This window comes from Bacteroides sp. MSB163, assembly GCF_036416795.1.
Classification (GTDB): domain Bacteria; phylum Bacteroidota; class Bacteroidia; order Bacteroidales; family Bacteroidaceae; genus Bacteroides; species Bacteroides maternus.
On sequence record NZ_CP143867.1, the window covers coordinates 5445474 to 5470162 of the forward strand.

The following is a 24689-nucleotide window of genomic DNA, read 5'->3' on the forward strand; positions in this document are numbered from 1 at the left end:
AATTAACCATTCTATTTGAAACATTCCCATAAGCACGTTCCATTCTTGAACGTTGTTGCGAATTCATCAGATATGTAGAAAAGATTCTTCTACGTTGATTATCCAAATCCCTTAAACTCTTAGTTCTTCTAACTCAGCAATCCTCCTTATTACTTTTGTTGATTATGATACTCCCAAAGCACTCTTTCAGCCATTGGAAACACTCTATAAATTCTCTGTAAGTCCTGTGGGTAATTCTTCTCCATCCAAAGCATACAATCGAGGTTGAAGCCAACTCCTGAACTTGCTTTCAACGAATATCTAATCGGTTCAGGCAAATTATGTTGCCGCATATAAGCGAGAATATCTTTCTGTGTCCAGTCAGCCAAAGGATAAACCATACCGTTATTCTCGTAACTGTTTGCTTCATAGCCTTTCAGCATCAAACGCCTATTCATTCCATCAGCCTTTTTCATACCCAAGAATGTGTAATAAACACCATGAGCAAGCTGCATAGCTTTTACCACATCAGCAAGTTTCAGCAACTTTACTTTCGGATTAGGTACGCAGTACATGCCACCTCTAAGAATGTAGGTAAGATTCCAATGAGGCACTTGTACAAACTCAATCTTTGGATATTTGGCTTTAGTCCAGTTTATCCAGCGGTTTATGTGCTCTAAACCCTTAACGAAATACATGAATACACAAACTATTCGATCAAACTTTGGATAAATTAAATCAAGCAGAACAAGCGAATCTTTACCCAGGGACAAAAACAGTAAAGCCTCACTCGATTTTACTCGAATGAGGTCTATATACCGGTTCGCTTGCTCTACTTTGCTCATAGCTAACCACCCGACAATCCAAATGAAACACGAAGATCACTATAACGCTGTCTACGTGATCCTAACTGCGTGGCACTTGCCGTACCTCTACGATTGGCTACTAATCTACCGCCTGCACCTGCACCATTCATGTTCCGACGGGGGCCGGCTACTTTGTTAATCCTTCTTCTGACTCAGCAAATCAATTTTTAATAAAACAATTAATCTATATGTTTCTCTAATATCTTGCCCAACGTGTAATCAATTTGAGCAGCTAAATACTCTTCACCTTGATGCTCGTAAATAATATCGTTACCGTTTTCATCAGTAAGGATAACCGCTTCTGCCGCCTTTACCTCAACAACGATATAAGGGCGTTTGCCTGTATAAGCACCTGTAAGAAGTTTGATGGCATCATACTGAATTGGCTTCAACTCAACTTCACCTTCTTCAGGTAATTCTGCATCAGCCGGATATTCTTTACCACCACAAAGGTAGGTGATATACTTCTTTGCGTTGGTAGGCCTGATTTCACGGTATTCGTGAGTTTTCTTACCGGCCAAGATTTCATCAAAATACTTTTGCTTAATACTAAGCGTCAAAATGTTCATAATCGTGTAAATTTAAAAGTTAATAATCATTGTTGCGGGACAGGGATTCGAACCCCGGACCTCTACCAAGTCAAAGTAGCGAGCTGACCACTGCTCTACCCCGCGATAGTACCTCAAAGGTACTACCACAACCAAAGATAACGAAATATCTTCAATCGTTATACACGACAATCGGTTTATTGTCGTGAACTAAGCCAAATATCACGTCTTTCTCTGCATGCCTCTAAGGTAGGCGCACAACAAGAGAATAGCTCACCACTTTCAGTACGATAGTCGTACTGGTGCATTCTCACTCTCTTACCTCTCAACTTGGTGTTGTAGGTAGTGTAATTCTCTTTACCGGACTGGCATACACTGCAACCGTTTTTGTTTATTGAGTTCATAATCATTTATCAATACTTACTTAGTAATTTATAAAACATTCGCCTTTTCTCTATGTATTTAAGACCATTTCGTCTAAGACCTCGCTTTGATTTTGATACAGTCATTTGGCAACCTGCAACGCCAACGTAGATGCAATTTGAATGATGCCTTTTAGCTTCTTTGAAAGCCCACCAAATCGCTTCACGACAATATCTATAGCTATCATTTTGAACACCCTCGTATCCTCTACTCAAAATGAAGTGGCCTATTTCATTTGCTTCTTCTTCTGAATAGCATATTGTGAATATATTATTCATCCTTTCTTTGCTTTACTTGTTCTACCAAAAACCTTTTAAAATCATTCTTGTACTGGCTGTGAATGATTTTATACTGATGGGATAGGTTAGGCAATTGTTTGTAACCTTTGCTATACAAGAATTTGGCTACTAATTCAATCTTTTCACGGTTACTGAAACCTCTGTCCTTACACATGTTAGTTATACAGACATTCGCCTTGCTGGTAGGCTTCTTTTCAACTGGTGGCATGTATTCATGTCTGTCATAAGCGTGCGTTCTTGGATAGCCAACTTCTTCACCTAAATATTCACCTGTGATGCAATCAAATTCACCACTAATTAAACTATCTGCTATTTCACCCATAATAATCGATATTTAATGTTTCACATTCAATCTTTCTTCACTCGTATAAGCCACTACAAGCCCAGTTTCATCATGCTGTATTGTGATGTATTTTTCGCATCTCTCTATAGTAGAGAAGTCATAAGGGGTTACCATCTTACCCAACACTTTACCCAGTTGCTTCATCAATGGGGCTTCAGGGCTGATAACTAAAACTAAATCCGCTTTCATAATCGTGTATATTGTGATATCCAGAAGGCTACTGGATTAATTACATTAAAAAACTTGAATTGAGACCAAACCTAAAAACTAAAGCGTTGTTTATCTCTCGGTCGGTAGGATTGTGATCAAACTCTTTGACGAAATCATTATATCTACCTCTTATAATATACTTATCTGTTATTATCTCTTGTCCTTGTCTGTCCGCCAATGTACCAGCCGGATAAAAAGAACAACTATCAAAATAATGATCGTCTTTATTATAGTCGCCTGTTAGCTTCATATAGATGCCGTTTACTCTTTGACAAAAAACTACTTGTGTTTCTTTCTCGTTCATAATCTTCTATATTACGCAGGGCTTTCGCCCTGCCGGTTAAACTTAATCAATCTTGTAGATATTGATGTCTTCGTCATCTGCTACAGTCAACGTATAGGTAGGCTTAAACTTGCTTATAAAACAGAAGTACCCATCTCTCTTTTGATACACATACAAGTATTGCCCATCAAGTTTTATACTTTCATTAGTGCCAAAATAATCACGTGTATTGACGTTTTGTACTACGCCCCATTGGCCTTCTATACTTTCACTCTGAACTGCGTCTATCAGTTTAAATGTTTCTTGTGTCATAATTATATATCTTTTAATTGTTATAACTTCGTTTCTGATAATGCAAAGATAAAGAAAACTTTATTAAAAACAACACTTTCGATATAGTTCTCTTTATCAATTAATAATATTTAATAAATCAAACTTTATCAATATTAGGTTATATGATAAAGTTTGTATTACTTTGCGGAATAATTGAAATAAAGTTTAGTTTATGGATTTGAGAATAAAAGAAATAATGAGCGAGCGAAACGTCACTTCTGCTTGGCTTGCAGAAAAAGTTGGTATTTCAAAGGTTGCAGTTAGCAATATTGTGACCGGGAAATCGTCACCATCTCTTGATAATATCATAAAGATTGCGGATGCTTTGAATGTATCTATAGCAGAATTGATAGGAGAAGAAAAGAACGATAACACTATCACTTGTCCTCACTGCGGAAAGAAAATTAAAATAGAGAAAGGAGAATAATTATGATACAAACAGTAAACAATGCAATATTTTATCACATATGTATATATGAGGATTACAGACTGCAAGTTAATCAATCATACAATACAAAAGGCATTAATAGAACATACTCTAAATGCAAAAAGGAAAAACAGGAAATAGAATCAAAGTTTGAAGAGTGCAGATTACAAAACTACTCCAATTTGCCAAGTAGAAAGAATTGTTTTTATGTATGTTTGGAGAAGGATGTTGAAATATGGCTGAAAGAATTAATTAGACACCATAGGTATGGCTATCAAATATTTAAACTTTCATGTTCAGGTTTTATATTTTGGGCAGATTCATATCTTTTCAGCGATGAAGATATTAGAAATCCACAAAAATATTGGAATGGTTGTTCTCCTTCCGATTATAACTGTCTTGTAGAAGGATTATTCATTGGAGACTATGATGTAATTGAAGATTGTACACATAACTTTAGAAGCCCTATGTGATAGAGAAAAGCCGGAGCACTAAACTCCGGCTCATTAATTGATTAGCCCTTTGATTCTTAACCGATTTAGAATTTCGGTGTAAAGATACTCTATATCCCCACTAAAATCCCCATAATTCTGATACAGAAACACGACATCCGCGCAATTGTCGGAAATTGTACTCTTGGACTGAACCCCAAGCACCTTTGACATCTCCTCACGTAACCCTGCTGCCATTTTTCCACCGGCAAGCGAACTTGGAGAAAACAGGTACAGGATAATGAAAATGAACTTCTTCCGTTGTGTTACACTATCAATACAAGGGGGAAGACTCCTGCTATTCAATAACTCAACGAAGATTTTATAGATATCCCTAATAAGGCTTTTATCCCTCAAAATCGGTGAAGCTAAGGTATTTTCTTCTTCTGAAAGTTCTGATTTCTCAATTCTGATTTTTTTAAGACGAATTATTTTGTTAAAATCCAGTTCCATAACACGATTATTTTAAAAGTAAATAGTATATTTGCATCATAATCGTGTGAGGGAGGATTGAGTGGTCGTGCGCTTGGTTCTCCTTTCTTATTTTACAGATTTATTCTTTTTCAGAATAACCCTATTCTTTTCATTCACTTCCCTACTCCACATAATAGCGGAATAAATGGCTTTCGCATATAAAAAGAGTTCCTCACAATTGGTAAGGAACTCTACCCTAAAGGCTGCGCATTTTGCATCAGTCCAAACATTTTTATCTATCTTCATTGTTTATCAGTTAATTTTATACATTCACAATGTTAACAGTTAACATATACGTTTACTTGCTAAACCATGTTATAAGATGGCTGAACAAAGGCTGATAATTTGCATAATTCCTGTAAATCAGTACCTTTGCAATGTGTTTTTCATAGTATTAGATTAAGGTTAACAAAAGATTGGCTGTCTGGGATAGATAGCCTTTTTTGTTTAGTATCACTTTAAAAATTAATCTCAACTATAGATATTCGTCTTTTTCCATATCTTTGTGCACTATTTAAGAAGTTACCTTTAATACAATTGATTATGTTAGCTCGTATTTTTGCCATGGTTGTAGCCGGTGTTATTATTGTATACGTAGTGCGCTGGATAGATAGTATGTTCTCTAATCGAAAAAGGTAACTTTTAAATATTGGGTATTGATATTAATTTACCTCTTTTCTTTATTAATTATTCGTTAAACTCAGGTATCGGCATCCATGCAACAGGCTTCCATAATGGCGGAATACTTACCATAGATGAATAAATAGGATTACCATTAAACGAATCATTTATATAACCATCCATGCAGAACCACACATTATTGCAGTATATACCATTAAATATCGCTCCATGCTCGCACATGATAATAATATTCTCGTTATCATCCGGCAATCGTTCTTTTACGCTAATCCACGGAGATTGTCCGGATTGCCATTCTGCACCTTTACGAAACATATTAAGCATTGCACTCCTTTGATAAACCAACTCGCCATCAACTATAGTTGCATAGCTATGATTGATTTCTTTAATAGCTTCTTTTATTAATTCACTCATATCTTTCTTGTTTTTAATCACATTACATCTCTATAATTTTCCGGTTCCCAATTATCAGTATTGCAATTGAAGCAATACCCAGTATCGGGGTTTGTTTCATGTGAATGAGAACCACATGTTTCACACCAATATCGTTTATCAATATCCGGCTCCAGGTCCTTATTTTCTTTTCTTGTTTTCTGGATTCGTTCAGTGAGAATATCTACTAAAGCTGGATTGTCGAAAGCTCTACCATCATACATTAATATGATCTCATCGGGGCTCCCACTTCCGTGTTTGTCCCAGCAGATCTTCTTAGCAATTTCCTGCCTAGATTCCATGTCCAACCCTGGAGTTATTTCATTCAGGATATTAATGACTGATTGTTTATATGCTTCGTCTGCATCAGAGACGAGCTGAATTAATCTATCAATTTTACTCATATTTTATTTGTTATCCGTTTATTAATGCAGAGTTTTCAAACGCGTTGCCTATAACACTCCACTCTTTTACTTCATCCGAATAAAAGTTATCAATTGCTGTATAGCTTTTTAGCCCATCAAACCCGTGGGAATAAGATGCAATTCCCCAACCTGTGGAAAACCACATAATTACTCCAACGGAGTTACTTCCATCCTGAATGATGTCACCTTCGTAAATCTCTTTACCATTCTTGTCAAGTAAACCGATGAATTGACCTACAGTTTCAGGTATAACACCAACCCACTTATCAGGACTGATTTCAAAAAATAGTTCATACATCTTTCGTTTAATAGAACCATGAGAAATGGTCATGCTTTTAACCCATTCACCCCCGTTCACACGTTTACCTCTAAATTTTATTGCTCTCATAATATTCCTTTCTATTATTGTTTTATGCTAATTATCAATATCCTTCATTCGCTACTTTCCGACCTTTGGCGGTTACAGAGTAAATGACAGGTTTATCACCATCACATTTATGTTTAATCCATCCGTACCGTTCAGCTTCCCTTAGATACATTGATATTCCATAATCGGATGTGGTTTTTAACCAATCCAATTTTCTTAATTCTTCAGATGTTTTTGCACCTCCCCAATAAAGGGAACTTGTTATCATTCGTGCACGTTCTTTCAAATTAAAATCACTCATTTCTATTCGGTTATTAGTTAAACTTCGGTATTGGCATCCACATATCACACACATACCCACCATAGTCGTCAAATTCAAAGTTAGGTAGAGTTGCTACACATGGCAACCCGTCAGGTGAAACAAATATATATCCACTAACAATAGCTTCATTTGATACCATTCGACAAAGCACAAATTCGCTCTCCTCTGGCAACCGTTCCTTTACACTTATCCAAGAAGATTGCTTAGCCTGCCATTCTGCACCAGCCATAAAGTGCTTGGCAAAATGTTCTATATAATCGGGAATCTCTGAATCATGAAGTTCTTCTGGTATCCAGCAATTTTCATTTGCATATTCCCTTGCAGCTTCTTCTACTGTCTGTTTCATAACTTTTTAGTTTTAATCAATTCATAATCATCTGGGTGAATATCAAAACAAACTCCTAATTCTACTTGAATGCCTATGCGATATTCACCCTTGTCTACATCTTTCCTATCTTGAAAGATAAGAGTACCGCCATCATGGTATTGTTGATGGCATTGTACATTATCTTTGATTCTAACCTTGGTACCTTTGGGATAGTTATATATCTCACCTTGCTTCAATATCTTACTCATAACTTTATTGATTTGAGGGTTATTCAACTACAAGTATTTGTCTTGAATGTATGCAGCATCCTTTGTGATAAGAAGGTTGTTCCACAAGTTGATACCATTTTAAGTACCATTTTTCGGTAAGTAGGCTATATGACCTCCACATTTTACCCTCATATACCCCTGATGGATTAGACATGCTATATTCAGGAAGGCCTTTAAAAGTCTGCTCGCTCATAAGAGCATGAGTATCGTCCAATTCAATAAACCTTCTGTGAGGTTGTTGCCAACTCTTTCCCAATGGGTCAGTAATTGGCGGTATTATTTGTTCTCCGTTCATAACTTATTTATCATTAGTTAATCAGTTCTTACTATTTTACCATCCTCTAATATCAGATATAAACGGCACTTATAACTAACTGTGCTTGCCCATTGGTGAGCATATTTCAAATACTGATGCAATTTATACCTTTCAGGATTTTTCATCATTTTATTTCTTATTCTTTTCTTCATTTTTTATTATTTGAATTAGTTTTTAAATGGCAGATAATCGTTTTCGTATAGCCAACAAAGCATATTATAGGCTGATTCTAATAACGATTTTTCCTTAAAAATCTTCATTGGATGATCGTAACCTTCGCCGTAACCTGCGCTATACATAACAGAATTGCCCACGATGATTAACGGGTTCCAATTTATGGAAGGGGGCAGCTTGTCTAAAATGTCCTGTAATGTATAGACGTTGACAGAATCCTTTATACTATCATCGTTCAGATAATGATTTTCCTCAACTAATATTGAAATAAGATGCCTATTTTCTCCGTCATGTTCATCATATTCAATTTTCACAAATGATGCATTACTTGTATCTAATCCAAGTTTTTGCAAATGATTCATCTGCTCTATTGATAATACCTGTTTACTCATTATTTTGCCTCCTTCCTTTATATTTATTTCTTATTTGTATATATCCCCTGCGTTCAGTTTCTCTGAGAAGTTCCATATCTTCATCTTTGATGTCACAGGGAGTCTCGCCATTCACGGTAGTATAGTCTGGGATATTAAACTTATCCCTAATTCTCTTTTTGATTCTGGGGATGTCTTTGGGATCAAGATGTCTTATTTCCCAATAAATGGTAACTCTCATGTTTAAAATGGATTATCGTCCTCCACATCAGCAACACTGCTTCCTGATAATGGAACGGAGTCAAGATTATAAAAACAAGTCGTAGCGGCATTGAACCCACAGATGAACCGTAGCAATCCAATATTTCGACCTTTGGCAATATCAATCATTGCTGTTCCTTTCGTTTCCACATTTGAGAAATCGCTTGGATAAGATTTCTTAGTTACTTCAGGACGATAGATAAGAATAACTACATCGGCAGCTTCTGCTATTTGTCCACTGTCACGGAGCCGGGCCAATGTAGGAACCGGATTCATGGTGTCTCTATTCAATTGTGAGAGGGCTATAATCCAAATATCAAGTTCCTTGGCGAGGTTCTTCAACCGCCTTGCCACATCACCCATTTGCTGTTCCTTATTTGCTCCCTTCATATTCACATTGAGAATCTGCAAGTAGTCAACTATAGCACCATCAATGCCATATTTCAACTTCATATAGCGAATGGACGAAATGATAGTGTCAATATTGGAAGTACTTCGGTCATCAAAGTAGATACCCTTGCCTGACACCTTGCCAATACCTTTGTCAACCGCCTGTAGCTGCGAATCTGTCAAGCGTGAGTACATGATCTGATTGGCAGGAACACCACTCTCCATAGAAAGAATGCGAGCTGTTATCTGCTCTTTCTTCATTTCCATAGAATACATGGCAATCTTGGCACCAAAATCTGTTGCATTCCTCATGATAGAAACAGCTAAAGAAGTCTTGCCCTGCGAAGTCTCACCGGCAATGATTATCAAGTCAGATTTTTGTAATCCTCCTGATTTGGAATCTATTTTTTCAAAACCAGTTGGAGTACCAGTGATATCTTTAGCTCCTGAAAGATTCTCATTTATCATGCTGTAAACATTCTCTAGCCCATCATTAATGGTTGATACTGTGGTGCTACTTGACTTGAAGAGAGACGCAAGCTCATCACTCACAGAATTAGTCACATCAAGAATATCTTCTGATTCTGAATAAGAGTTTGAGATAAGATATTGCCCTATTCCATAGAACTTACGCCTGATGGTCAAGTCATGAAGTCTTGCTGCATACTGATACAAGTCAAAAGTACTGTTAGAAGTAATTTTCATATACTCCACCAGTTCAAACTTCACACCATTGGCAACAAGCTTTCCTTTGACCGTTATCATATCAGGCCTGTTCCCAGATGACACCACTTGAAGAATAGCCTTGTATATCTCCTGATGGAAAGGATTGTAGAAAGATTCTTCCGATAGTAACTCTCTCACTTCTTCAAACGCATTGCGTTGAAGAAGAATAGTGCCTAGAACTATTCTCTCGGCATCTTCATCGCGTAGTTGAATGTTAACTTCCATATTCCTTTTTTGCCCAGTTTAATACCGTCCTGTAAAGGTTAGTATATCGTTTACGTAAATCCTTTCGATTCTCTATCTGTTCAATGATGTCCGCTATCTGCTTACCAGTATATTTCTCTTTGAGTTTTAGAAACTCAGCTTCTGTAATTTGAGAAGAGAAATTTTTAGGGTTACTACAAAAAGGGGCTTTACGTTTCAACCAATCATTGAATTTTAGAAAATCAGGATTTGAAAAAGCGGGTGAAGAAGCCACAGCTTCTTTCTTATCTCCGTTAGGAGATTCTTTCTTATCTTCCTTTTCCTCTTCCTTTTCCTCCGTAGTGTTCACATCGTTATCACGTGGTGTTGACGTAGTGTTCACATCGTTATCATTTAAAGCCTTACTAATCAACTCTTTTACTATACCCTTACCGATATAAGACTTATCGTATCTCTTATCAAGGACTTGATGACTACGGAATGTGCGGATAAAGTAGTAGCTTTCTTCTGCATGAATAATAGGTACTAACATCCGGGCATCCACTAAGGAATCTATCCACTTTTTTATTTCAGATACTCGTAAGTTTTCATCGTAAGGAAATATTTGAGATTTGAGTAATGCAGCATTACCTTTGATAACTCCGAAATCATCGGCAAAGTTCCAACAACCAATAAAGAAGAGGCGGCACGGGATTGGTAATTTACCAATCTTCTCATCTTCCCAGAATTCCGGTTTAATTGTTCTTATTCGTGCCATGCTTATTCCTCTTTAATACCATATTAAAATCTTATGTTAGTTAATTGCTTACCTTTGGAGAAAACGGCCCATTTACCATTGCCACTATCAAACAATCGTAAGTCCGACACTTCCCCGAAACGCTTTATGTTCCCGCAGAGGTCAACGATCCATCCTGCTTCCTTTGAAGGATGCGGACGGATAGCTCGACCGACTATCTGATACCACATGGCGAGTGACATCGTAGGACGTGCCATCACAACAGTATCAAGTTCCGGGTAATCAAATCCAGTAGTTAATACTCCGACATTGGCAACGACCGGAATTTCACCGGTTTTGAAATGTTGGAGAATCATTTCGCGAGTGGCTTTTGGAGTATCACCGGATACAATAGCACAACCAGGTATTGACATCGTTAGTCGTTCAGCTTCTTTTAAGAACCGAGTAAAGACTAAAATACCTTTCCGTTTACCACCTGCTTTGGGATTCATCAGCCTTTGGACGATATGAACGAGATAACCGTAAAAGTCTATTCGTTCATATTCCCTTTGGACTGATTTATCCGTGTAGTCAGCACCGGTGGTATTTACCTTCAAATTGAGTTCGTTCCACCCTGAAGGATTCATAGGATAATAGTTCAACTTCGCCAAATAACCCATATCAAGCAAAGTTGATACTTGTACATGGTAAATGACCTCTGAAAAGACATGAGGCTTGGTTCTTGTAATGAATTTCAGCATGGAGCCGAAATCACGGCTGGAGCTTAAACGGTATGGCGTTGCTGTTAATCCAAGAACCTTACACTTCACCGCATCAAAAAAATCTTTGTACATTCCCTCTTTGGGGTTTACAAGGTGGCATTCATCAACAATGATGTTCTTGAAGTGGATGAACAGTTCGGGATGGCTCTTTACCGATCCGATTGTTGCGAATGTTATCCGGTTTATCTCCTTTGAGTTGAAAGAAGCAGAATAGATGCTGCAATCAAGAATACCGTATGAACAGAGTTTCTTGAAATTCTGTTCGAGTATTTCACGTGATGGACAAAAAATAAGCACATAGTCATTTAGTCTGTGTGCTATATCCGCAATTACTATTGATTTACCCGCCCCTGTTGGCAGTACCATAACACCGTTACTTTTCTTATTCTTGTCTTTGAAAAAGGCTACCGCTTTATCAGAGGCAGCCTTTTGATAATCCCTAAGTATTATTGCCATAATAATCAGTTTTATAATAGCACTTACAACCACGTGTTGTTTTTTGCTTGCCTCTACAACAAGCGGCTATAAGCGAATGATTAAACCCATCTTTTTCGGCAGCCTTTGCCGATTTGTACTCTTTTATAGAGCCATCAGAAAACACTATTACTATTTCTTTACAACAAGACTTATGTAATGACTTTATATGTTTTTTACATTTTTCGCTTGCCCTATTTGATTGCGATATGTTTTTACGCGCTAAATCAAAATTCAAGTTTTCTTTTGTTGTACACCATCGCAAGTTAATTGCTTTGTTATCGGTGCGAATACCATTTATATGGTCAACACAAGGCAAACTACTGTCATTTGGCACGTGAGCTTTTGCAACCAAACGGTGTACAAGAAGTAGTTTCTTTATGTTGTTTTTACAAAGGCAGATTTGAGAATACCCATTTTTGCCAACTCTATCTATCAGTATTCTTTCTCTGCAAAATGTTAATGCCCCACGTTTACCTTTTCTGTATCTTTCTAAAGACTTTACCCTACCTAAATTCGATACTTGGTACAATCCTTCATACCCTTCAATGTCTTTCCAAATTTCATCCATAATTATTTCATTTAAGAGTGAATAATAAAGGCAGCCTTTAAAGTCGTGCGAAGGCTGCCTTTTGATAATCGTGTTATCTCATAAGATTTGATATTGAAATAAGCCTTTCAATTAGCGTATCTTCTGATTCTTTAGTCATGCCTGTAATCATATAGCGTTTACAAGCTCTGAATGTCATTACAAAAACATCACGTTCTATTGGTTTATACTTTGTCATGAAAGCGTCCATACGTGGCGTATCAAATTGCCATAAATATTTGTATTGTTCATCTGTCAAACAATGTGTATTTATCTTTAAGCCATTCATGTAGAACTTGTTTTTAAAACGCACCAATCCGTTTCGTACCGATAAATGAGAGTTGTTAAACCCTTTATTAAATATTATTGCAGAAGCTATTTTTATCAGCTCAAGAAATGCCACTTCTGTAAATGGTAGATATGGTTGCACCTTTTCAGATATACTTCTTAATTGGCAGAACTGCTTACCTGTTAAGCAGGTTATATAGTTGCCATAGGGGTCTTTTCTCATAATCAAGCTATCTTTATAAGGTTACACTTTTTGAAACATCTATACTCTTCTTTTTCAGTGTCCCAGTACACTTGCAGATTGTCATTCGGCTTTCTGCCAGTACCCTTTATCTCACCGATAAGATTCTCTTTGAGAGTGCCAAAGGCTTGACGTAACGTGCCGTCAGTCTTTTTGAAGTAAAACTCTACTATCTTCACTTTCAAAGCTGCTTTCAGCTTAAAATTAGCCCATGCGCATTTTAACGCTTCACTCATTGAATAACCGTTCTTCTTTACGAAAGACCATGCCATTTGCATCACCTCTTTCATCTGACTTTTAAATGTTGTGCTCATACTACTTTATTTTATGTGTTTATACTACTTCGTTTACTATGCTGGCACAAACGTAAGGTATTTATATCACGCCACAAAACATTTTGTGATTATTTTTATCACGATTAACATTTATTAGTGACATATATATATCACACATTATTATAAAAGGGTATTTTTGCACAAACTAAATACACGATTATGAAACATAGAATAAAAGAAGTCATCAAAGAAAAGGGTTATACGATAACCAGTCTTGCCGATAAGTTAGGTATAGCACGTGAAAGTCTTTCTCGTATGATAGTATCGCCATCATACCCAACGTTAGAAAAAATTTCTATAGCTTTAAATGTACCTATTTGGCAGCTTTTCGCATCACCCGAAGAAGTTCAAAGCAATGGAGGTTCTTTAGTTTGCCCTAAATGTGGTACACCGCTTGAACTCAAAATCAAAGAATAAGAAAGAGAGCGTTTCACAACGCCCCCAATCCAAAACACATAAAATATATCATTAAAATCTATTACTATGTTTATGTATAGCCCCCAAATAAAAGAGCGTATTAATGAAAAAGGTGAAAAAGAATATGTTGTTAGAGTTTCTGAAAACGAAAGAAAGGTATTCACTGATATTTTAGAAGCAAAAAACTTTTTAATCAATAAAAAAAGTCCATCTAAACGAAATAATTTTTCCTGGGTTGTCAATATAACTTTAACTTTAGCACTTCTATCTAGTTTTGTTTCCATTATATCGGTTATCAATAAAGACAAAGTTGTTAATAAAAAAGAAATAGCAACATCAATTACAGAAGTAATTCGTAATAATGGAAATATAAACAACATAAAGCACATATATAATTCCAGAACTCTTGAAAGTAAACTACTCACATCACCTAAAGAATTTTACTCTAACGAAACAAGTCTTTCTTTTATTTTAAATGATATACTTGTAGATACATACAAAAATAATAGTAAGGACTCTGCATTCATTGACAAATTGAATATGATTCTTATTGAATATGAGACTATAAACCCTTTTGATAAACTAGAAAGTACTCAAATCTATAGTTTTAATAATATCAAAACAAAACTTGATTCTAGTTATGTAAAAATACAGCCTGATATTAATAAAATTGTAGATGAACTAGCTAATAAAAATCAATTAGTAAATGCTTATTTAAACAAATCAGATATCAGTTTCTATATATCTATATTTGCTTTATTCGTAACATTTATTTTTTCAATCTATCAAATATATCAAGCCAAACAATCTTCAAAGGAAATGAATGAAATAAAGAACTCATTTGCCGATTTGTTTAATTATCAAAATAAAGATGAAAATAAAAAAGAATAGCTTTTTGCTTTCCCGATCCCGTAGGTAACACCATAATGGCATTTGTTTTCTTCGCCTTGTTATTGAAGAAAGAAACGGCAGCATCAGAGGCTTTCTGTTGGTAATCTCGTAATACATAACTCATAGCCCTTTCTCCTTTCGTAATTTCTTATTAACTGCCTTGTAATACTTGATTAGCTGTTTATACTCAAAATCAGATATTTTAGAAGTACTGGCAACTTTCACTTTCAGCAAATCAAACTTCTGTTGACCGATTTTAGCAATTAGATTCACCCGATAGCCTTCCAAATGGTCGGCTTTAAATCTGTTGCAGTGTCGGCATTCAGCATGGCAGTTGTTTTCATCAAACCGTGTCGCCAGATGTGTGCGGCTGAAATAGTGACCACAGTCGGCTTGCCCGAACGGTTTTATCTGTCCACATGATATACATCGGAAGAAACCGTTTGGCATACAATCACGAAGCCGGATGAAAAGGGAAAACTCCTTGTCGAGTTTAGCTTTCAAATCCGGCTTCTTTTTCACTGTTACCCCCGCTTTATCAAACAGAGGTAAAGGCTTGTCTTTCTTCTTAGCCTTAGTTTGTTTTATGTAGTACGGCATATCATTCGTCTTTTAGTTCAACTCCCAAGCATAATACTTTGTCAGACACACCTACATCATCAAATTCAAGTTCTGAATAACTTGTTTCGTATGGATAAGGATATATCTTACCGTACTTTTTATGCAACTTAATTATGTCTTCATCCGTCAATTTGCGTCTGACACGCATCTCGATTTCGTAGTCATCGGAAAGATTCTCAATAACCTTTCTAAGCTGACCTACTGTCTTAATTTTGTCTATTCTCATAATCTTTCCCAATTAAAAGCCCCGAAGCGCATTCTTCGGGGCGCAACCATTATTCACTAACCCTTGCCATTTATGTGTGGCTCACATTTATGTGGAGATGGGGCGATTCGAACACCCAATTAAGGACTATATCCTTTTGCGCTACTTCTAAGGTTAATTACTCCTTATATCTCACGTACCGTACTTTCTACCATGTGCACCTTTCGAAAGTCAAAAGCACTCCACTGCGCATCCCCATGTTTGCCTGCCCCATCTTTACAGACCGAGCAGGCAGGTTAACAAAGTTATTCCATATAAGCCATTGAAAACTCTTTCGGAATAAACCGCCCGACCGGAATAGGTTTGGCTGATTCAATAGCCGTGTGAATTTCTCTCTTTTTGAACTCATGTCCCTTTTCTTTGGCTTGTTTCTCACATTCTTCCTCTTTGTTTTTGAGATAGTGGGTAATAAGCATCATCGCTCTGTCAACGTTGAAGGTGTTCACGACAAAAGTCTGAACCCTTTCGTCTTCATTCTCCCCATCCGTGAATGTGATTTTCGTCTCAATCTGGTAGAATTTCTTTTCATTCGGTTTAGATTCTTCGTCGCTATCTTCCGTCTCATCGTCCATCTTATCAACGTATTCTGCCATAGTGATTTCATTTTTGAGATAGGCAAGCGAAGCGTCATCTACCTTGCGTTCTTTCAAGTTGTCAGTAAGAATCACGCAGGAATCGAACTCCTTTATCATTGTCAGGGTGAATCCGAACTGGTAATTGAGTTCGATGTAGTCTTTCAAGATAAGGCAAGCATTCTCTAGCCCAGTGGCATACAGTAAGAACTTATACTTCTTGTCACTTATTTGTGCTTGTGCAAGATAGGGATATAAGAACTTGTTCTCATTCTCGAACGCCAAACGATTCTGGTTGCTGACTTCCACTTCCTTGATACCGTCCGCTTCCATACTAAAACGAATTTTCGCCAAAGTGTCTTGGTCTATCAGCGTGCCACGGTCGAAAAGAATTTCATTCCGTTCGATGGTTACTGTTTCACCAGTATCTTCATCAATGAAAGATTCCTCCCATGTTTTGAGGACACGTTTTGCAAGGTACATGTTGAGCATCTTCTTCGGGTCAGATGTCACATACCTGATTTCTGTTTTTCTTGTTTCCACCATAGCTATTTATAAGTTACGTTACCTAAACCATCTATAAATTTTCTCGCTGTTCCACCTGCATTATACAGAGGAATTGAACTCCGTACAGAGCCTTTCTCTTTCTGGTGAATACCACTATTATTGGGATTAAAAGATTTTTCTGGATTGAAAAATCTCGCTACATCATTGGGAAATTTTCTCTTTTTCATAAAATTCTATTTTAAATAAATTCTTGATTTCTTTGTATCTCCTGCTGGGCGTATATCAGCATTTGATGTTCATTTGCAGCCGGCAAATAAATTCCTGCCACTGATGCACTCCAATTACGGAAGCGGTCAATACTTAGAGTCATTTCACCTGTTGTCAGTTCGGCAGAACTGCGCAAATAGGTTACTTCATTGCCTTTCTTGTTGACCGTCTTGCGTTCAAACAAATCACGGTTGCAAGTCCTCTTATAGAAGTCAATTTTTGCTTCATCGAGGCTGCAACCGTATTCACTTCCAAAATACCCTAAAAGGAGATGTAAATAAGAGTTCTGAGCGAGCGTGCGGTTAGGTAACTTCTTTTTTACTTCTACTACCGCACGTTCTTTGAACAACTTATTTACATACTCCTTGAACTTGGGTACTTGGTATTCATTCTTCAAGTCGTATATCATGGTAACTTATTATATATTAGCATCAACCAAGCGACTATCATATATATGGAAGATATAATGTACTTATCTTCTCTTTTTGCTTTAAAGTCTATTAGCAATGATATTACCATTACTAATAGAGCACATATATTTATCATCATACGCTAAAAAGGCAAATCGTCCTTTGCATTACCATTCGCATCAACAGGAGGCGGAAAGTTCTGCGGTTGCTGATAAGTCGGCTGCGGTGCCGGTTGTTGAACTGGTGCGGATTGCTGCGATGCTTGTCTTAGCTCAATCCGATAAGGCTGCACACGGGTAAATATCTGCTCTACACCATCCTTGTTACGGTATCGCGTGCCTTGCACGTCAAATGAGATGGTGACTATCTGCCCGGCTTGGTATTTGTCAAGCTCTGCGCATCTGTCACCGATGAACTCCAGCATGGGAGTGTTTTCAAAACCACGCTCGCCCGTGTATGGGTCAAAGCGTGTACAGTCTATTACAATACCTCTCTTGACGATAGTCTTGTTACCGTCTTTAGATGGTATCTGTTGCGTGGGATAGATATAGAGAATCTTTCCTGTAAGTTGATTTGCCATTAATTTTCTCCTCCAAAAATTTTCTTATCGGTGATTAATTCTCTGTTTTCCTCCAAGAACCAGATAAACTCCTCACAATGATTGGTGAGAATAGGTATATCACGTTCTGGGTTGAAAACGTATGTTTCAGTATAGGTATCTACCACATAACCGCCCTTGTTGAACTCTACGATGTTATACTCAAATGTCCGTACATCCGAACCGTTCTGCATAAGAGCGAACGGATAGACAAGGTGCTGGTGGTGGTCTTTAAACTTTCCTACAGTATAACTGCCGGTTGTTTTCAAATCATTCACCGTTGTAGGCATAAGGTAGTCTATCAATCCATAAACAAGAACATTACCGTAGGCAGTTGGCAGGATAGCTTCTACTCTCTGTTGTGTCAAACCTCCTTTGTAATAGTCTGTTAATTCCCGACAAAGAGAAATAGGGAAAGTAAACTCTCTTTCGTGATAGGTAGCTTTCAGTGCAATAACTTCCTTCGTTTCTTCTTCATCATAATAAAGAGGTTTTCCCATTTCATCACATGCACCAAATCGCTCTACTTTATGGACACGTTCAATTTGCATGATTTCAGATTTTCTTTTCTCTATCATGCAATCAATGATTTCATTCAGTGCCGTTCCTTTGTCTGCCGCTTCACTGTCGAAAGGTTTACGGTTGATACGGTCTATCAGTTCGTGAAACTGTTGTTCGTGAAACTCTTCTTCTGTGTGAGGCGGATTTTCTGAAAAGCCCCAATAGCGATTGTAAATAATATCGCTATTGAGGTAATTCCAAAAAGCGTCAAGAATAGTTGCATAAAAGCGATATTTAGGCTGCTGCATCACTGTAAGTTTTAGCGTCCTTATCGTATGTAAGCCCTAAAGATTTTACTTTGGCAGCGAATAGACTGCGAGCCATCATCAAAGAACTACCAACGTGTTCAAACTCATTAATATGAGAGGCGAACTCATTAGCGGACTTGGCATCAGTTATAAACTCGATACTTTCTTTGATTTCCTCTATCACCTTATCATACTTTTCCTGTGCCTCTTTCTTGGCTGCAAGCATACCCAAATATGAATTGATTATCTTGGCAGTGATAAAGTCGTTCTTTGCGGTTGGATTACCGTTTTTGTCAAGGATGGTAGGAACCTCCATTACTGAAGGAAGATTGCAGGTATTCTTACCGTCATTCCTTGAAGTCGGGTCAAAAGTTATAGTACGTCTTTGCACGCCTCTTTCGCTTTTCATTTCAAGATAGCCGAGCAAATCCAGTTCAGTAACAATGGAATTATAAGATTTCTCACGTAAAGCAGGAATGAACACCGTATCATCACCTTCTTTTCTTGTGTCACGGTGCGCGACAAAAATAATATGCTTATTTAAGCTCGAAAGTGTTCTTGTCATCCAAGAAAATTCAGCATTGATACCACTCCAATCCCTGATAGATGGCTGCCGGCTACCACATTTATAAGTAATGATAAAATCCATCATCTTACCGATAGTGTCTACCACAATAGTTTGATAAGCGAACAAGTCTTCTTGCAAAACCTGTTGAACATCACTCCAAGAAGTGACCTGCACAGTATCTATATTTTCAAGATGCGCCATATTCATACGCTTGACACCGTTATCAAAGTCCAATAACAAAGGTTTCGGAGCACTCAATGCTACCGTACTCTTTCCCATACCAGCTTGGCCGTAAATCATCATTTTTACAGTGGTAGGGATTACCAATTCATTACTTTTTTTAATAAGACTCATAATCGTAAAATTTTAAGGGTTAATTATATTCTTTGTTCTTTAGAATCAATAGCATAGAGAAGTACATCACAAGCATTGATTGCATAAGGAGACATTTTCGTGGTTCCGGTCTTTTCTGCCCGTATTTTCTTTTCTGCTATCAGCTTTTCAAGTCTATAACGACCGCCTACAAACTCTTTTGCTTGCTCTTTATTGAGAGACACTCTGCTACCTATTCGATAGAGAGTGTTTAATTTTGCTTCTGCATTCATTCTAACCTCCTTACTCTTTCAATAGTTTCAACTCTTGTTCTTCGTGCCCTTCTCATATCGCTCTGTTCGTGGTAAAGCGACAAAGAAAAGACACATAATAAGCCACAAGCAACGGATGTACGAATGATAGGTGAAAAATCCATTGTGAATTTCACACCAGCTATCCGTTCATAAAGCATGGTTGCCAATTCCCGACCATTCCTCACCTGCAAAACATCAAATGCCTTCTGCAATTGGTTGTTTACCGTTGAAACAGCCCTGCATTTAAGATTTGCAATTTCTTTCTTCTCATACCCTTGTGCGTACATTCGTGCTGTAATCTCGCATTCGGGTGTGAGCTCTGTAAATACTCTATCCATAATCGTGTGAGTTAATGATTAGTAATTCCTTACTACATAAAACTTTCCTTTAGGAGCTCCTTCTTGTTGGATAGAATAAAGTACATCGTCCGGTTCTACAAGCCGATTGGCTCTCGCCAAACGATTCAAATCTTGAACCATACGGGACACTTTCACATAAAGAGATAAAGAGAAAGGTAGCTTATCATTTTTCTTTATCAGCTTCTCTTTGACTTTTTTTCTTTCTTCTGATTCTTTTGCCATAAGATTTAATTTTAAATTAATAATTCGTGGACAAGCCCGGGCTCGAACCGGGATGAGATGTCTGCTTTCATGATGCGTCCAACATTACTTGCATACAGATTTTCACTGAACTCGCTCTGGTATTGAGTGCGTCTACCAATTCCGCCACTTATCCCCAATAATAAAGGTGCACTATCTTCACAGACCGCACACCAGTACAACACAAACACAAAATAAAACACGACAAAAACAGTTATGTCAATAATCCTCTTTCAACTCCGAAAATGTCAAAACAGTGAGTATAATAGATAAGACAAACATTATAGATGTCAGTATGACACCGGACACATACATGGGACTATCCTTGATGACAGCATTACATAGTATCACTGTCATACATAATAATAAGATCACTGAAAAAGAAAACATAATCACTTTCACAGCAACTTCTCCTTTACTTTAGCAAGTGTGCATTTACTTTGGTGAACTGCATCATCAATACGCAGCATTAAACTATCCATTTCTCTTGTACGTCTTATAGACAAAGCCGCCAAACAATCAGTAGTAGCTTTCAATTCACGTGAAAGTTCTTTCACCGTATCTTCCAAGAATTTCATGTACTCGATTTCTTTCATAAACAATAAGTATTAGTTTGTGCCCGCCAACCTTTTAGACAGTTGTACCAGTAATCGAGAACTGACGGGCTTTTATATCAATACCAGTACGGACGCCCAACCCGTATGCTTACTGCTTAATGGACGGTTTTGCTGTGGTTTTACTTATCCATTGTTTTCGCGCCCAAAGTAGCGCCCTTACATTTGCTGAGTCGTAAGTTAACTCATCTTTTATTCCAGTCAAAAGCTAACTGTCATGTATCAATGTCACATGCTGACATACAAGCCCTTTATATCTTGCATTATTTCAGCTATATCGTGGGTGAAGAAGAAGATATAGCAGTGTTCCACAATGTCAAAGAACTAATCAATAGTGCCCATGTAGAATATTCTCTACGTCTACACGGACTGTCGTGCGTTGCATAATCGTGCAATCAATCCTCATAGAAAAATTTATCACCTGACTTTCTGAACAGTCTATAGCCAGCGTACAGGCTTGCCAATGTTATCATCATTTCTATCATACCGCTATTCTGTCAAGTTGAAACTCTATGTAATCAATCTCTTCTTGAATACTCTGCAAGGCTTCTTCTTTGGTATCAGTATTACAGTATGTGCAAGCTTCTGCCTCTGACATACCGTCTACTCTATCAAGCTCAGTACAAGCCTTATCTAAAGACTTTTCAAACTCATAAGCATCTATGCTGTCACATACCCTATACTGTCTCATATCATGCAATCTTTAAAAGGTTAGCTTTTTTGTAGCATCTGAACTCTTGGCGTTCGGTATCATAGTAAGTTTGAACAGTGTCATTCTTCGCTCTTTTATCAGTACCTGTAATAGTTGGCATCAGCCTTTCATTCAGTGTACCATAGGCTTCACGTACAGAACCATCTACTTTTTGAAAGTAGAACTTCACAATCTTACTTTTCATTTGAGCTTTCAGCTTTAAGTTTGCCCAAGCAACTTTCAGTGCTTCACTCATTGAAAAACCGTTTCTCTTCACGAAAGACCATGCAAGTGACATCACCTCTTTCATTTGATTTCTAAAATTCGTGCTCATAACCGTGTGATTTAATATGTTTATACTATTGCGTTACTCAAACTTTCTTCGTTTCTTTGTATCATTGAATGTTTGATGACGCGAATATACACAATATTTGTGAACATACAATATATCATTCACAAATAACGTGTATATAAACATTATTTAACCATTAGAATAACTTATACCTTATTATAATATGATATGAAGAAGAAAGAGAATTGGGCTTTAGGATTGAGTGGCATTGCAGTAGTAATAAGCATCGTATCAATCTGTGTTGCATACCCTCACAAGGCAGAGTTGGGCTTTGACTATCAAGGCGTATTGGTTGGGGTTCTATCATTGCTTGTAACAACCTTGATAGGATGGAACATATATACGATAATTGACATAAAAAGCACAAGAGATAAGATTGATGAAATATCAACTGGAGCATCATTCATGGTACAAAAAAACATGGCTGTTTCTGAAAACACTAATTGGATGATATACCATTACTTACTGTTAGAGAAAGACCCATTAGGATTAGAATATAGGTTTTTATATCATGGAGTTGCGTGTTTATTTCACACTTCGCAATTTTCGGATATAATCACATGCAATGCCGTAGTAAAAGGATTACTTGAATGTATTGTAAATCCCAAATCCATAACTATTACAAAAAGCGGGAAAAACGAAATACTCAAACTTTTATCCGGTGTGAAACATACCGATAAAATAGAAGGATACCTTGAATTATTAAATAGGATAGCTTTGGTGAATGTGAGGTAGAAAAATGACAATTCGTAAATGAAGATTGAATTTGAGAATATAAATTCTCACCCTCATCACTGTCCAAAAATTCTGTAGAGAAACCTTCAGGAACTTTCTTTTCCATAGCAAATAGTAAAGCGACCAACTCCAAAGTTGCGGTTTGAAGTTAAGTCGCCTATATAGTCCCTTAATGGGAATAGTTAAACAATTTAGTCGAAATCATCCGCAACTTGATTTCGACACAAATACACACAATATTTGTGAATATGAATAGCATTGGAGATAGAATATTCAAAATTAAATCCTATTATTTCGGAAACGAAAGAGGAAGCAACAAAAAATTTGCAAACGCAGTTGGAGAAAAACCTAATACAGTATCAAACTGGTTCGGCCGTAAAGACGGGATAGGAGATGCTGTCATAGATAAGATTATATCCACTTTCCCCAATGTAGACAAAGGATGGTTAGTTGGCGGAAATGGAGATATGTTAACTTCTACCGAAAGCTCATCATCAGCCCAAATTATAGACAACGAAAGTGAGTTAAAGTTGGCTTTGGAAAAGGGAATAAAACTACTCCCTGAAGTTGATTTCAAATTTGCCGCTGGACAAATAAAACTTATCAATGGAATAGAAAGTATAAAACGGTACTGGTATCTGCCAGACTGCAAGGATTGCGAAGCAATTGCACAGATAGCGGGAAACTCCATGTCTCCTGCATATCCTTCCGGATGTTGGGTAGCTCTTAAGAAATATGGTTTCAGTGTGGATGCAGCCACTCAAATCCCATTTGGCAATGTATTCGGAATAGTTGTACAAGATAAATTTACTGGGGATTATCACGGACATATCAAAATACTACGCCGATATAAAGACCAGGAGTTATCACGAAAGTTTTGGATTGCTCATTCTCTAAATGAATCTGAATATGACGACTTCGACATAGAAATAACTCAAGTGCGTAGCTTGTGGATAGTTAAACAGCATATTGTAAGTGATATATTATTGTAAATAAAATCTAAATACTATGGGAGTATATTTTAGGAAAAGGATAAAGATTCTTCCCGGAGTACACATGAATATTAGTAAATCCGGTACAAGTTGGTCGGTCGGTCCACGAGGAGCAAAAGTAAATTTTGGAAAGCGAGGCACATATGTCACTACAGGAATACCCGGCACTGGTATCTACTCAAGAACAAAAGTTAGTGGCAACAATATGTCTAATCATAGAACGCAATCAAATAATGCAGATTCTGGATATGAAATTAAAAATTATACTGGATGTCTTTTCTCGTTTATATGCTATGCGCTTGCAGTCATATTGCCTATCTGTGGCGTACATTTCTCTCTATCTATATTTCTTATAATAATAGGATTTGCTTTACATTTATCGTCGGTTGAGAAAAAGAAAACAGTTCAAAGAAATAATGAGATTGATAACGATAATGAAACCAAAATTACGGAAACGCCTATAAATAGGATAATTATACATACAGAAGAAAAAGTAGATACAAAAAAAGAAGAGGAATTTATAAAGGAAGAAGAGGAAGAAAAAACAGAACGCCTCTCTGCAAATAATGTTGATATGATCAGACTTGATCCGCTATTTGAAGATGCTGCCCGTCTGGTTGTGATCCATCAACAAGGTTCCACTTCATTAATTCAACGTAAATTTGCTATAGGTTATAATCGAGCAGGGCGTATTATGGACCAACTTGAATGTGCCGGAATTGTGAGCGCATCATACGGTAGTAAAGCAAGAGAAATTTTATGCCAAGATGAAAATGAGCTTGAATATAAATTAAATCATTTAAGCGAATCGCAGTTTGACAGCCTTTTTCA

42 protein-coding genes, 2 tRNA genes and 4 pseudogenes are annotated in these 24689 nt (G+C 37.0%); 8 read left to right on the plus strand and 40 right to left on the minus strand.

The features are described 5' to 3' along the window. Positions 1-149: 149 nt before the first annotated feature. The 8 genes from VYM24_RS21415 to VYM24_RS21450 form a co-directional block, all read right to left on the minus strand. Positions 150-824 carry a phosphoadenosine phosphosulfate reductase domain-containing protein gene (locus tag VYM24_RS21415; protein WP_330940892.1) on the minus strand — a complete coding sequence of 225 codons (675 nt, stop codon included), beginning with the start codon at positions 822-824 and terminating at the stop codon, positions 150-152. A gap of 200 nt (positions 825-1024) precedes the next feature. Beyond that, on the minus strand, positions 1025-1414 hold the full coding sequence (locus VYM24_RS21420) for an ASCH domain-containing protein (protein WP_120028659.1): 390 nt from the start codon (positions 1412-1414) through the stop codon (positions 1025-1027). Positions 1415-1446: 32 nt separating this feature from the next. After that, a tRNA-Val gene (locus tag VYM24_RS21425) sits at positions 1447-1519 on the minus strand. A 71-nt stretch (positions 1520-1590) separates the two neighbouring features. Further along, complete coding sequence (locus VYM24_RS21430; RefSeq protein WP_330940893.1) at positions 1591-1797, minus strand: DUF3873 family protein; 207 nt, start codon at positions 1795-1797, stop codon at positions 1591-1593. A 289-nt stretch (positions 1798-2086) separates the two neighbouring features. Further along, complete coding sequence (locus VYM24_RS21435) at positions 2087-2437, minus strand: hypothetical protein (RefSeq protein ID WP_178499143.1); 351 nt, start codon at positions 2435-2437, stop codon at positions 2087-2089. A gap of 12 nt (positions 2438-2449) precedes the next feature. After that, entirely contained in the window at positions 2450-2647 is a 198-nt protein-coding gene (locus VYM24_RS21440) for a hypothetical protein (RefSeq protein ID WP_330940894.1), read from the minus strand. Between the two features lie 40 nt (positions 2648-2687). Continuing rightward, positions 2688-2972: a hypothetical protein gene (locus tag VYM24_RS21445; RefSeq protein WP_330940895.1), complete on the minus strand. Its 285-nt coding sequence runs from the start codon at positions 2970-2972 to the stop codon at positions 2688-2690. 42 nt (positions 2973-3014) lie between these two features. Further along, the gene (locus VYM24_RS21450; protein WP_195651742.1) at positions 3015-3263 is read right to left on the minus strand and encodes a hypothetical protein; all 249 of its coding nucleotides are present in this window, start codon (positions 3261-3263) and stop codon (positions 3015-3017) included. Between the two features lie 193 nt (positions 3264-3456). Between VYM24_RS21450 and VYM24_RS21455 the strand changes: the two genes are divergently transcribed. Beyond that, complete coding sequence (locus tag VYM24_RS21455; RefSeq protein WP_330940896.1) at positions 3457-3711, plus strand: helix-turn-helix domain-containing protein; 255 nt, start codon at positions 3457-3459, stop codon at positions 3709-3711. A gap of 2 nt (positions 3712-3713) precedes the next feature. Further along, a complete protein-coding gene (locus tag VYM24_RS21460; RefSeq protein WP_330940897.1) occupies positions 3714-4184 on the plus strand; it encodes a DUF2441 domain-containing protein in 471 nt (156 codons plus the stop codon). Between the two features lie 33 nt (positions 4185-4217). On the opposite strand, the gene VYM24_RS21465 is transcribed toward VYM24_RS21460, so the two are convergent. The 16 genes from VYM24_RS21465 to VYM24_RS21540 all read right to left on the minus strand — a co-directional run bounded on the left by VYM24_RS21465 (position 4218) and on the right by VYM24_RS21540 (position 13303). Further along, on the minus strand, positions 4218-4655 hold the full coding sequence (locus VYM24_RS21465; protein WP_330940898.1) for a hypothetical protein: 438 nt from the start codon (positions 4653-4655) through the stop codon (positions 4218-4220). A 708-nt stretch (positions 4656-5363) separates the two neighbouring features. Then, the gene (locus tag VYM24_RS21470; RefSeq protein ID WP_330940899.1) at positions 5364-5729 is read right to left on the minus strand and encodes a DUF551 domain-containing protein; all 366 of its coding nucleotides are present in this window, start codon (positions 5727-5729) and stop codon (positions 5364-5366) included. 17 nt (positions 5730-5746) lie between these two features. Further along, positions 5747-6151: a hypothetical protein gene (locus tag VYM24_RS21475; RefSeq protein WP_330940900.1), complete on the minus strand. Its 405-nt coding sequence runs from the start codon at positions 6149-6151 to the stop codon at positions 5747-5749. Between the two features lie 10 nt (positions 6152-6161). After that, positions 6162-6560 carry a YopX family protein gene (locus VYM24_RS21480; RefSeq protein ID WP_330940901.1) on the minus strand — a complete coding sequence of 133 codons (399 nt, stop codon included), beginning with the start codon at positions 6558-6560 and terminating at the stop codon, positions 6162-6164. Positions 6561-6594: 34 nt separating this feature from the next. Continuing rightward, a complete protein-coding gene (locus tag VYM24_RS21485) occupies positions 6595-6807 on the minus strand; it encodes a hypothetical protein (RefSeq protein WP_330940902.1) in 213 nt (70 codons plus the stop codon). Between the two features lie 46 nt (positions 6808-6853). Next, on the minus strand, positions 6854-7207 hold the full coding sequence (locus tag VYM24_RS21490) for a DUF551 domain-containing protein (protein ID WP_330940903.1): 354 nt from the start codon (positions 7205-7207) through the stop codon (positions 6854-6856). Continuing rightward, positions 7204-7437 carry a hypothetical protein gene (locus VYM24_RS21495; RefSeq protein WP_330940904.1) on the minus strand — a complete coding sequence of 78 codons (234 nt, stop codon included), beginning with the start codon at positions 7435-7437 and terminating at the stop codon, positions 7204-7206. The genes VYM24_RS21490 and VYM24_RS21495 overlap by 4 nt, the downstream gene beginning before the upstream one ends. Before the next feature lie 19 nt (positions 7438-7456). Beyond that, positions 7457-7753: a hypothetical protein gene (locus VYM24_RS21500; protein ID WP_276806493.1), complete on the minus strand. Its 297-nt coding sequence runs from the start codon at positions 7751-7753 to the stop codon at positions 7457-7459. Between the two features lie 188 nt (positions 7754-7941). Continuing rightward, positions 7942-8340, minus strand: a complete 399-nt coding sequence (locus VYM24_RS21505; protein WP_330940905.1) for a hypothetical protein — start codon at positions 8338-8340, stop codon at positions 7942-7944. Further along, entirely contained in the window at positions 8333-8560 is a 228-nt protein-coding gene (locus VYM24_RS21510) for a hypothetical protein (protein ID WP_330940906.1), read from the minus strand. The genes VYM24_RS21505 and VYM24_RS21510 overlap by 8 nt, the downstream gene beginning before the upstream one ends. Positions 8561-8562: 2 nt before the next feature. Next, complete coding sequence (locus VYM24_RS21515; protein ID WP_330940907.1) at positions 8563-9921, minus strand: replicative DNA helicase; 1359 nt, start codon at positions 9919-9921, stop codon at positions 8563-8565. Further along, complete coding sequence (locus VYM24_RS21520) at positions 9911-10657, minus strand: hypothetical protein (RefSeq protein ID WP_330940908.1); 747 nt, start codon at positions 10655-10657, stop codon at positions 9911-9913. The genes VYM24_RS21515 and VYM24_RS21520 overlap by 11 nt, the downstream gene beginning before the upstream one ends. A gap of 23 nt (positions 10658-10680) precedes the next feature. After that, positions 10681-11853, minus strand: coding sequence for a DEAD/DEAH box helicase (locus VYM24_RS21525; RefSeq protein ID WP_330940909.1), 1173 nt, complete (start codon positions 11851-11853; stop codon positions 10681-10683). Beyond that, entirely contained in the window at positions 11837-12442 is a 606-nt protein-coding gene (locus VYM24_RS21530) for an NUMOD4 domain-containing protein (protein WP_122299522.1), read from the minus strand. The genes VYM24_RS21525 and VYM24_RS21530 overlap by 17 nt, the downstream gene beginning before the upstream one ends. Positions 12443-12515: 73 nt before the next feature. After that, positions 12516-12971, minus strand: coding sequence for a hypothetical protein (locus VYM24_RS21535; protein WP_005837045.1), 456 nt, complete (start codon positions 12969-12971; stop codon positions 12516-12518). 2 nt (positions 12972-12973) lie between these two features. Continuing rightward, positions 12974-13303 carry an SH3 beta-barrel fold-containing protein gene (locus tag VYM24_RS21540; protein WP_330940910.1) on the minus strand — a complete coding sequence of 110 codons (330 nt, stop codon included), beginning with the start codon at positions 13301-13303 and terminating at the stop codon, positions 12974-12976. Between the two features lie 180 nt (positions 13304-13483). On the opposite strand from VYM24_RS21540, the gene VYM24_RS21545 reads away from it, so the two are divergent. Both VYM24_RS21545 and VYM24_RS21550 read left to right on the plus strand, forming a co-directional pair. After that, a complete protein-coding gene (locus tag VYM24_RS21545) occupies positions 13484-13741 on the plus strand; it encodes a helix-turn-helix domain-containing protein (RefSeq protein WP_330940911.1) in 258 nt (85 codons plus the stop codon). A gap of 72 nt (positions 13742-13813) precedes the next feature. Next, positions 13814-14632 carry a hypothetical protein gene (locus tag VYM24_RS21550; protein ID WP_330940912.1) on the plus strand — a complete coding sequence of 273 codons (819 nt, stop codon included), beginning with the start codon at positions 13814-13816 and terminating at the stop codon, positions 14630-14632. Here VYM24_RS21550 and VYM24_RS21555 read toward each other — a convergent pair. The 16 genes and pseudogenes from VYM24_RS21555 to VYM24_RS21630 all read right to left on the minus strand — a co-directional run. Next, a pseudogene (locus VYM24_RS21555) lies at positions 14628-14756 on the minus strand (DEAD/DEAH box helicase family protein); the annotation flags it as partial. The gene VYM24_RS21550 and the pseudogene VYM24_RS21555 overlap by 5 nt on opposite strands. After that, positions 14753-15232 carry a recombination protein NinG gene (locus VYM24_RS21560; RefSeq protein ID WP_330940913.1) on the minus strand — a complete coding sequence of 160 codons (480 nt, stop codon included), beginning with the start codon at positions 15230-15232 and terminating at the stop codon, positions 14753-14755. The gene VYM24_RS21560 and the pseudogene VYM24_RS21555, both read right to left, overlap by 4 nt. A gap of 1 nt (position 15233) precedes the next feature. Continuing rightward, positions 15234-15479, minus strand: coding sequence for a hypothetical protein (locus tag VYM24_RS21565; protein WP_330940914.1), 246 nt, complete (start codon positions 15477-15479; stop codon positions 15234-15236). Positions 15480-16447: 968 nt separating this feature from the next. Next, positions 16448-16573 (minus strand): annotated as a pseudogene (locus VYM24_RS25445) (RNA polymerase subunit sigma); the annotation flags it as partial. 65 nt (positions 16574-16638) lie between these two features. Then, the gene (locus VYM24_RS21575) at positions 16639-16824 is read right to left on the minus strand and encodes a hypothetical protein (RefSeq protein WP_330940916.1); all 186 of its coding nucleotides are present in this window, start codon (positions 16822-16824) and stop codon (positions 16639-16641) included. Between the two features lie 11 nt (positions 16825-16835). Continuing rightward, positions 16836-17273, minus strand: coding sequence for a hypothetical protein (locus VYM24_RS21580; protein WP_330940917.1), 438 nt, complete (start codon positions 17271-17273; stop codon positions 16836-16838). Positions 17274-17416: 143 nt separating this feature from the next. After that, positions 17417-17854 carry a DUF3127 domain-containing protein gene (locus VYM24_RS21585; protein ID WP_330940918.1) on the minus strand — a complete coding sequence of 146 codons (438 nt, stop codon included), beginning with the start codon at positions 17852-17854 and terminating at the stop codon, positions 17417-17419. Then, positions 17854-18681 (minus strand): HNH endonuclease, encoded by an 828-nt coding sequence (locus VYM24_RS21590; RefSeq protein ID WP_330940919.1) that lies wholly within the window; start codon positions 18679-18681, stop codon positions 17854-17856. Before VYM24_RS21590 ends, VYM24_RS21585 begins: the two co-directional genes overlap by 1 nt. Then, positions 18668-19603, minus strand: coding sequence for an ATP-binding protein (locus VYM24_RS21595; protein ID WP_330940920.1), 936 nt, complete (start codon positions 19601-19603; stop codon positions 18668-18670). The genes VYM24_RS21590 and VYM24_RS21595 overlap by 14 nt, the downstream gene beginning before the upstream one ends. A 23-nt stretch (positions 19604-19626) precedes the next feature. Continuing rightward, the gene (locus VYM24_RS21600) at positions 19627-19854 is read right to left on the minus strand and encodes a hypothetical protein (RefSeq protein ID WP_055167878.1); all 228 of its coding nucleotides are present in this window, start codon (positions 19852-19854) and stop codon (positions 19627-19629) included. After that, positions 19851-20213: a helix-turn-helix domain-containing protein gene (locus VYM24_RS21605; RefSeq protein ID WP_330940922.1), complete on the minus strand. Its 363-nt coding sequence runs from the start codon at positions 20211-20213 to the stop codon at positions 19851-19853. Before VYM24_RS21605 ends, VYM24_RS21600 begins: the two co-directional genes overlap by 4 nt. Before the next feature lie 18 nt (positions 20214-20231). Next, complete coding sequence (locus VYM24_RS21610; RefSeq protein ID WP_291602034.1) at positions 20232-20456, minus strand: hypothetical protein; 225 nt, start codon at positions 20454-20456, stop codon at positions 20232-20234. A gap of 27 nt (positions 20457-20483) precedes the next feature. After that, positions 20484-20610, minus strand: a tRNA-Val gene (locus VYM24_RS21615). A gap of 262 nt (positions 20611-20872) precedes the next feature. Continuing rightward, a complete protein-coding gene (locus VYM24_RS21620; RefSeq protein ID WP_330940923.1) occupies positions 20873-21070 on the minus strand; it encodes a hypothetical protein in 198 nt (65 codons plus the stop codon). A 499-nt stretch (positions 21071-21569) separates the two neighbouring features. After that, complete coding sequence (locus VYM24_RS21625) at positions 21570-21779, minus strand: hypothetical protein (RefSeq protein ID WP_330940924.1); 210 nt, start codon at positions 21777-21779, stop codon at positions 21570-21572. 1 nt (position 21780) lies between these two features. Further along, positions 21781-22113 carry an SH3 beta-barrel fold-containing protein gene (locus VYM24_RS21630; protein ID WP_330940925.1) on the minus strand — a complete coding sequence of 111 codons (333 nt, stop codon included), beginning with the start codon at positions 22111-22113 and terminating at the stop codon, positions 21781-21783. Positions 22114-22299: 186 nt separating this feature from the next. On the opposite strand from VYM24_RS21630, the gene VYM24_RS21635 reads away from it, so the two are divergent. From VYM24_RS21635 to VYM24_RS21650, 4 genes and pseudogenes are all read left to right on the plus strand, one after another. Continuing rightward, positions 22300-22866, plus strand: a complete 567-nt coding sequence (locus tag VYM24_RS21635; RefSeq protein WP_330940926.1) for a hypothetical protein — start codon at positions 22300-22302, stop codon at positions 22864-22866. A 248-nt stretch (positions 22867-23114) separates the two neighbouring features. Then, a complete protein-coding gene (locus VYM24_RS21640; protein ID WP_330940927.1) occupies positions 23115-23858 on the plus strand; it encodes a S24 family peptidase in 744 nt (247 codons plus the stop codon). A gap of 64 nt (positions 23859-23922) precedes the next feature. After that, positions 23923-23982 (plus strand): annotated as a pseudogene (locus VYM24_RS25450) (DUF4236 domain-containing protein); the annotation flags it as partial. A gap of 441 nt (positions 23983-24423) precedes the next feature. Then, positions 24424-24660: pseudogene (locus VYM24_RS21650) on the plus strand (DNA translocase FtsK); the annotation flags it as partial. Positions 24661-24689 lie beyond the last annotated feature (29 nt).

Excerpts from the sequence above, each read along its gene's own strand:
- VYM24_RS21510 (WP_330940906.1), bottom strand. The coding sequence starts at position 8,560 with ATGAGAGTTACCATTTATTGGGAAATAAGACATCTTGATCCCAAAGAC.
- VYM24_RS21590 (WP_330940919.1), bottom strand. The coding sequence starts at position 18,681 with ATGCAGCAGCCTAAATATCGCTTTTATGCAACTATTCTTGACGCTTTT.
- VYM24_RS21490 (WP_330940903.1), bottom strand. The coding sequence starts at position 7,207 with ATGAAACAGACAGTAGAAGAAGCTGCAAGGGAATATGCAAATGAAAAT.
- VYM24_RS21545 (WP_330940911.1), top strand. The coding sequence starts at position 13,484 with ATGAAACATAGAATAAAAGAAGTCATCAAAGAAAAGGGTTATACGATA.
- VYM24_RS21440 (WP_330940894.1), bottom strand. The coding sequence starts at position 2,647 with ATGAAAGCGGATTTAGTTTTAGTTATCAGCCCTGAAGCCCCATTGATG.
- VYM24_RS21535 (WP_005837045.1), bottom strand. The coding sequence starts at position 12,971 with ATGAGAAAAGACCCCTATGGCAACTATATAACCTGCTTAACAGGTAAG.
- VYM24_RS21630 (WP_330940925.1), bottom strand. The coding sequence starts at position 22,113 with ATGAGCACGAATTTTAGAAATCAAATGAAAGAGGTGATGTCACTTGCA.
- VYM24_RS21540 (WP_330940910.1), bottom strand. The coding sequence starts at position 13,303 with ATGAGCACAACATTTAAAAGTCAGATGAAAGAGGTGATGCAAATGGCA.
- VYM24_RS21415 (WP_330940892.1), bottom strand. The coding sequence starts at position 824 with ATGAGCAAAGTAGAGCAAGCGAACCGGTATATAGACCTCATTCGAGTA.
- VYM24_RS21435 (WP_178499143.1), bottom strand. The coding sequence starts at position 2,437 with ATGGGTGAAATAGCAGATAGTTTAATTAGTGGTGAATTTGATTGCATC.
- VYM24_RS21580 (WP_330940917.1), bottom strand. The coding sequence starts at position 17,273 with ATGATATACGACTTGAAGAATGAATACCAAGTACCCAAGTTCAAGGAG.
- VYM24_RS21600 (WP_055167878.1), bottom strand. The coding sequence starts at position 19,854 with ATGAATGCAGAAGCAAAATTAAACACTCTCTATCGAATAGGTAGCAGA.
- VYM24_RS21620 (WP_330940923.1), bottom strand. The coding sequence starts at position 21,070 with ATGAAAGAAATCGAGTACATGAAATTCTTGGAAGATACGGTGAAAGAA.
- VYM24_RS21495 (WP_330940904.1), bottom strand. The coding sequence starts at position 7,437 with ATGAGTAAGATATTGAAGCAAGGTGAGATATATAACTATCCCAAAGGT.
- VYM24_RS21530 (WP_122299522.1), bottom strand. The coding sequence starts at position 12,442 with ATGGATGAAATTTGGAAAGACATTGAAGGGTATGAAGGATTGTACCAA.
- VYM24_RS21475 (WP_330940900.1), bottom strand. The coding sequence starts at position 6,151 with ATGAGTAAAATTGATAGATTAATTCAGCTCGTCTCTGATGCAGACGAA.
- VYM24_RS21480 (WP_330940901.1), bottom strand. The coding sequence starts at position 6,560 with ATGAGAGCAATAAAATTTAGAGGTAAACGTGTGAACGGGGGTGAATGG.
- VYM24_RS21520 (WP_330940908.1), bottom strand. The coding sequence starts at position 10,657 with ATGGCACGAATAAGAACAATTAAACCGGAATTCTGGGAAGATGAGAAG.
- VYM24_RS21445 (WP_330940895.1), bottom strand. The coding sequence starts at position 2,972 with ATGAACGAGAAAGAAACACAAGTAGTTTTTTGTCAAAGAGTAAACGGC.
- VYM24_RS21565 (WP_330940914.1), bottom strand. The coding sequence starts at position 15,479 with ATGAGAATAGACAAAATTAAGACAGTAGGTCAGCTTAGAAAGGTTATT.
- VYM24_RS21455 (WP_330940896.1), top strand. The coding sequence starts at position 3,457 with ATGGATTTGAGAATAAAAGAAATAATGAGCGAGCGAAACGTCACTTCT.
- VYM24_RS21595 (WP_330940920.1), bottom strand. The coding sequence starts at position 19,603 with ATGAGTCTTATTAAAAAAAGTAATGAATTGGTAATCCCTACCACTGTA.
- VYM24_RS21560 (WP_330940913.1), bottom strand. The coding sequence starts at position 15,232 with ATGCCGTACTACATAAAACAAACTAAGGCTAAGAAGAAAGACAAGCCT.
- VYM24_RS21450 (WP_195651742.1), bottom strand. The coding sequence starts at position 3,263 with ATGACACAAGAAACATTTAAACTGATAGACGCAGTTCAGAGTGAAAGT.
- VYM24_RS21500 (WP_276806493.1), bottom strand. The coding sequence starts at position 7,753 with ATGAACGGAGAACAAATAATACCGCCAATTACTGACCCATTGGGAAAG.
- VYM24_RS21625 (WP_330940924.1), bottom strand. The coding sequence starts at position 21,779 with ATGAGACAGTATAGGGTATGTGACAGCATAGATGCTTATGAGTTTGAA.
- VYM24_RS21610 (WP_291602034.1), bottom strand. The coding sequence starts at position 20,456 with ATGGCAAAAGAATCAGAAGAAAGAAAAAAAGTCAAAGAGAAGCTGATA.
- VYM24_RS21605 (WP_330940922.1), bottom strand. The coding sequence starts at position 20,213 with ATGGATAGAGTATTTACAGAGCTCACACCCGAATGCGAGATTACAGCA.
- VYM24_RS21465 (WP_330940898.1), bottom strand. The coding sequence starts at position 4,655 with ATGGAACTGGATTTTAACAAAATAATTCGTCTTAAAAAAATCAGAATT.
- VYM24_RS21640 (WP_330940927.1), top strand. The coding sequence starts at position 23,115 with ATGAATAGCATTGGAGATAGAATATTCAAAATTAAATCCTATTATTTC.
- VYM24_RS21575 (WP_330940916.1), bottom strand. The coding sequence starts at position 16,824 with ATGAAAAAGAGAAAATTTCCCAATGATGTAGCGAGATTTTTCAATCCA.
- VYM24_RS21470 (WP_330940899.1), bottom strand. The coding sequence starts at position 5,729 with ATGAGTGAATTAATAAAAGAAGCTATTAAAGAAATCAATCATAGCTAT.
- VYM24_RS21430 (WP_330940893.1), bottom strand. The coding sequence starts at position 1,797 with ATGAACTCAATAAACAAAAACGGTTGCAGTGTATGCCAGTCCGGTAAA.
- VYM24_RS21550 (WP_330940912.1), top strand. The coding sequence starts at position 13,814 with ATGTATAGCCCCCAAATAAAAGAGCGTATTAATGAAAAAGGTGAAAAA.
- VYM24_RS21585 (WP_330940918.1), bottom strand. The coding sequence starts at position 17,854 with ATGGCAAATCAACTTACAGGAAAGATTCTCTATATCTATCCCACGCAA.
- VYM24_RS21635 (WP_330940926.1), top strand. The coding sequence starts at position 22,300 with ATGAAGAAGAAAGAGAATTGGGCTTTAGGATTGAGTGGCATTGCAGTA.
- VYM24_RS21485 (WP_330940902.1), bottom strand. The coding sequence starts at position 6,807 with ATGATAACAAGTTCCCTTTATTGGGGAGGTGCAAAAACATCTGAAGAA.
- VYM24_RS21420 (WP_120028659.1), bottom strand. The coding sequence starts at position 1,414 with ATGAACATTTTGACGCTTAGTATTAAGCAAAAGTATTTTGATGAAATC.
- VYM24_RS21515 (WP_330940907.1), bottom strand. The coding sequence starts at position 9,921 with ATGGAAGTTAACATTCAACTACGCGATGAAGATGCCGAGAGAATAGTT.
- VYM24_RS21505 (WP_330940905.1), bottom strand. The coding sequence starts at position 8,340 with ATGAGTAAACAGGTATTATCAATAGAGCAGATGAATCATTTGCAAAAA.
- VYM24_RS21525 (WP_330940909.1), bottom strand. The coding sequence starts at position 11,853 with ATGGCAATAATACTTAGGGATTATCAAAAGGCTGCCTCTGATAAAGCG.
- VYM24_RS21460 (WP_330940897.1), top strand. The coding sequence starts at position 3,714 with ATGATACAAACAGTAAACAATGCAATATTTTATCACATATGTATATAT.